General features: G+C 39.3%; 3 protein-coding genes. 1 reads left to right on the forward strand and 2 read right to left on the reverse strand.

Annotated elements, in window-relative coordinates; translation table 11 throughout:
* On the reverse strand, window positions 1-1,426 hold a 1,426-nt coding region (locus B2X72_RS25460; RefSeq protein WP_414711811.1), incomplete at its 3' end, for a SecDF P1 head subdomain-containing protein.
* 259 nt (window positions 1,427-1,685) lie between these two features.
* The gene (locus tag B2X72_RS25465; RefSeq protein ID WP_120333382.1) at window positions 1,686-2,162 is read right to left on the reverse strand and encodes a hypothetical protein; all 477 of its coding nucleotides are present in this window, start codon (window positions 2,160-2,162) and stop codon (window positions 1,686-1,688) included.
* Window positions 2,163-2,386: 224 nt separating this feature from the next.
* Between B2X72_RS25465 and guaB the strand changes: the two genes are divergently transcribed.
* On the forward strand, window positions 2,387-3,608 hold a 1,222-nt coding region (gene guaB / locus B2X72_RS25470), incomplete at its 3' end, for an IMP dehydrogenase (RefSeq protein ID WP_286852022.1).

Raw genomic sequence — 3,608 nt, forward strand, 5'->3', positions numbered from 1 at the left:
ATACGTTCGCCAAATCTTTGGTATCTTCTACCGTAAAGGATCCAGAGATTGATGAGCTACCATTTGGAATTTCACCGTTTACAGAAGGAGCAGAATAAACTACATTATCAAGAACGATAGCAATCGCATCTCTGTTTTGAGCTGCTTTTGCTGTAATTTTCTTCCATTGATGAGCACCTTCACTGTTCATTTGCATACCAACCACAGGTTGATTTTTCTCATCAAAGTTTGCTGTTGCGTCAGTGATCACATCACCCGTCAATACAGCACCATTGTCCTGTCCAGACCCTTTAATGGCGTATAATGATAGTTGCTCAGGTGTTTTTTGCTCTGGTTTAACAGACCATAAAAGCTTTAAGTTTCCAGGAAGTATTGATTTCACCTCAGGACGTTGCAAGTAAGCATTTACTTTTGCCGTATCTTTTAATGAAGCAATACCGACCATTGAACCTGGCATAAGTGCCATTTGTTGGTTTTCGCCCATGTAAACAGCTGGACGTAATACTTCAAATAATGGATTTTTCTGACCTAGATTTACAGCAGCACTGTCTTTCTTAGCATCTTTTTTACCACCGGTTAGATTAGACAATAAATCATCTGATTTTTTGCTTGTATCTGCGGCAGTATTTGTTGTAGCAGCTGGAGCAGCTTTTAACGTTGATGCTAAAGTTTTGTCGATATTTTCCAGTATTGGATAAACTTCCTGGTTTGTATATGTTTCGTAGAATTCCAATTTAGCCGAACCTTGTAATAGGTTACGAACACGGCTTTCATCTTTCACACCAGGTAATTCGATCAAAATACGGTTTGTACCTTGTTGAATTTGAATGTTTGGAGATGCAACGCCAAATTTATCGATACGTGTACGAAGTACTTTGTATGAGTTTTGGATGGCATTGTCTGCTTCTTTTTGAAGGAATGATTCAACTTTGGAGTCTGAATCACCAGGTTTAATTAGAGCAGCGTTATCTTTTGTTGAAAAGAATGTCGAAAGTGGAGTTGTAGCACCGATGGATTTGTACTCTTCCATAAATAAAGCAACGACTGTTTTTGCACTCGTTTTGCTTTTTGCTACTGCTTGCTCCAACGCTTTGTTGAATTTCTCATCTTTTGGATTATTCGCCAAATTGCGGATCAATTCGTCCAATGAGATTTCCATGGTCACGTTCATACCACCTTTCAAATCCAATCCCAAAGCGAGTTCATTTGCTTTGGCTTCCCGATAGGTGTATTTTGCAAAACCTAAATTGTACACTACTTCACCGGCCATTGAGTCGAGGTAGCTTTTCTCTTTCGCCAAGTCTCCTTTGGCAAAATTCTCAGCATCTCGTTCCACATTGCGGGTCACCCAAGTAAATGATAGGGAGTATAGACACGCTAATGACACCACTATCACTAAAAGTTTAATCAGCCCTTTACCTTGCATCGTCTGTTATAATTGTATTAATTTTAATGTTAAATACTGTTTATGTAATTGATAATTAGTTCTCGTTTAATCACATTTTACCAAGAATGGCAAAGGTATAAAATTTTTGTAGAATGAAAAGTTTTATTTACGCCAATCAGGTCAACGGCATAAAAATAGGAGAATTGAAGAAAAAAAGAAATATTTATTGATTTTATTTATAAAAAAAGGCCCTGCTCAACATAGAGAAGGACCTTTTATACTGTTTAGTTGTTTTATATTATCTCAATGTGTATTTGATACCAAACGAGAATGTTGACGCATGGAAATCACTTCCATGGTTTAATTGCCAATCTGGCTTCCAGTCAGCGTGAAATCCAATTGGTGCTGAAGGAATTTTAAATTCCAAGCCTAATTGTGGTCTTAAGCTTATCGCTGTATAATTATCTCCAATATCAAAGAAAGTAGCCTGTGCACCAATACCTGCATACCATCCTAATCCAGCTGCTCCACGGAAAGGTCTAGCATGTTGCCAGTCAGCTCCTATTGCTACAACATGGTCGTCAAACATCACCTGTGCTTGACCGTTGTTAGCTCCTCCGATTGATTGTTTATATTGAACACCCCAAAGATCAGCGTGCTTAGTGCCATCAAACACAACACCAATTGCTGCACGTTGAGGAGACTGAGCTTTCGCTTCCTGTGCGCCAAATGCTAATGCTGCGACGGCAGCTAATGAGAGTAATGTCTTTTTCATAATTATCTTATCTTTATATTTTCATTAATTAAAATAACTTTTCGTGTTACCAAAAGCAAATAGCCTGCCAAAAAATGATAAAGGCTGGGACGTACCCTAGATGAATGCTTAATTCATAACGTTTCTAATTTGTCTTCCGATTGTAATTTGTATCTTTTATTTTTTATTATTGCTTATTTTTCTTAAATTTGCCTGGCAAATAGAAAACCCAATACATATTTGCCATGCAATTAGATCCACAAAAATTCGTAGCAGAAGGTCTCACTTACGACGACGTCTTATTAATTCCAGCTTATTCTGAAATTTTACCCCGTGACGTTGATACGAGCACTTCGCTAACAAAAAAAATCAAATTAAATATTCCATTGGTTTCTGCAGCAATGGATACGGTAACCGGTGCTGATTTGGCGATTGCGATTGCTCAAGCTGGCGGTATTGGTATGTTACATAAGAACATGACGATTGCAGAACAAGCTGCTGAAGTACGCAAAGTAAAACGTTCGGAGAGCGGTATGATTCAGGATCCAGTAACGTTATTGGCAACAGCAACTGTGGGTGATGCCTTCAATATTATGAAGGAGCACAAAATCGGTGGAATTCCTGTTGTGAACGAAAAAGGCCAATTGGTTGGTATTGTAACGAATCGTGATCTTCGTTTCCAAAAAGATATGAGTCGTCCAATCAACGAATTGATGACTAAGGAAAATCTTGTTGTTGCTCCCGAAGGAACGGATTTGGTGAAAGCGGAAGAGATTCTTCAAAACGAAAAAATCGAAAAACTTCCTGTCGTTAATGAAGAAGGTATTTTGAAAGGCTTGATTACCTTTAAAGATATCCAAAAATATAAACATTATCCCAATGCTGCCAAAGATAGCCATGGCCGTTTATTGGTTGGTGCGGCAGTAGGTGTTACACCAGATACCCTTGATCGCGTTGAGGCTTTGGTGAAAGCAGGTGTGGATGTGGTTACAATCGATACGGCACACGGGCATTCTAAAGGTGTAATCGATAAGTTGAAATTGGTGAAATCGCAGTTTCCTGAGCTACAGGTAATCGTTGGAAATATTGCGACCGGTGCAGCAGCAACAGCTTTGGCTGAAGCAGGTGCAGATGCCGTAAAAGTAGGTATCGGACCGGGCTCAATTTGTACAACCCGTATTATTGCTGGTGTTGGTGTTCCTCAGCTTTATGCTGTATATGAAGTTGCCAAAGCACTTAAAGGAACTGGCGTGCCTTTGATCGCAGATGGTGGTATCAAACAAACTGGTGATATTGCAAAAGCAATTGCAGCCGGAGCAAGCACAATTATGGCTGGCTCTTTATTCGCCGGTGTGGAAGAAGCTCCAGGTGAAACAATTATCTATGAGGGACGTAAGTTTAAATCTTACCGCGGTATGGGCTCAATCGAAGCCATGGAAAAAGGATCTAAAGATCGTTATTTCCAAG

Origin of the sequence: Sphingobacterium sp. UBA7253 (assembly GCF_002472745.1) — a bacterium.
Taxonomy (GTDB): Bacteria; Bacteroidota; Bacteroidia; order Sphingobacteriales; family Sphingobacteriaceae; genus Sphingobacterium; species Sphingobacterium siyangense.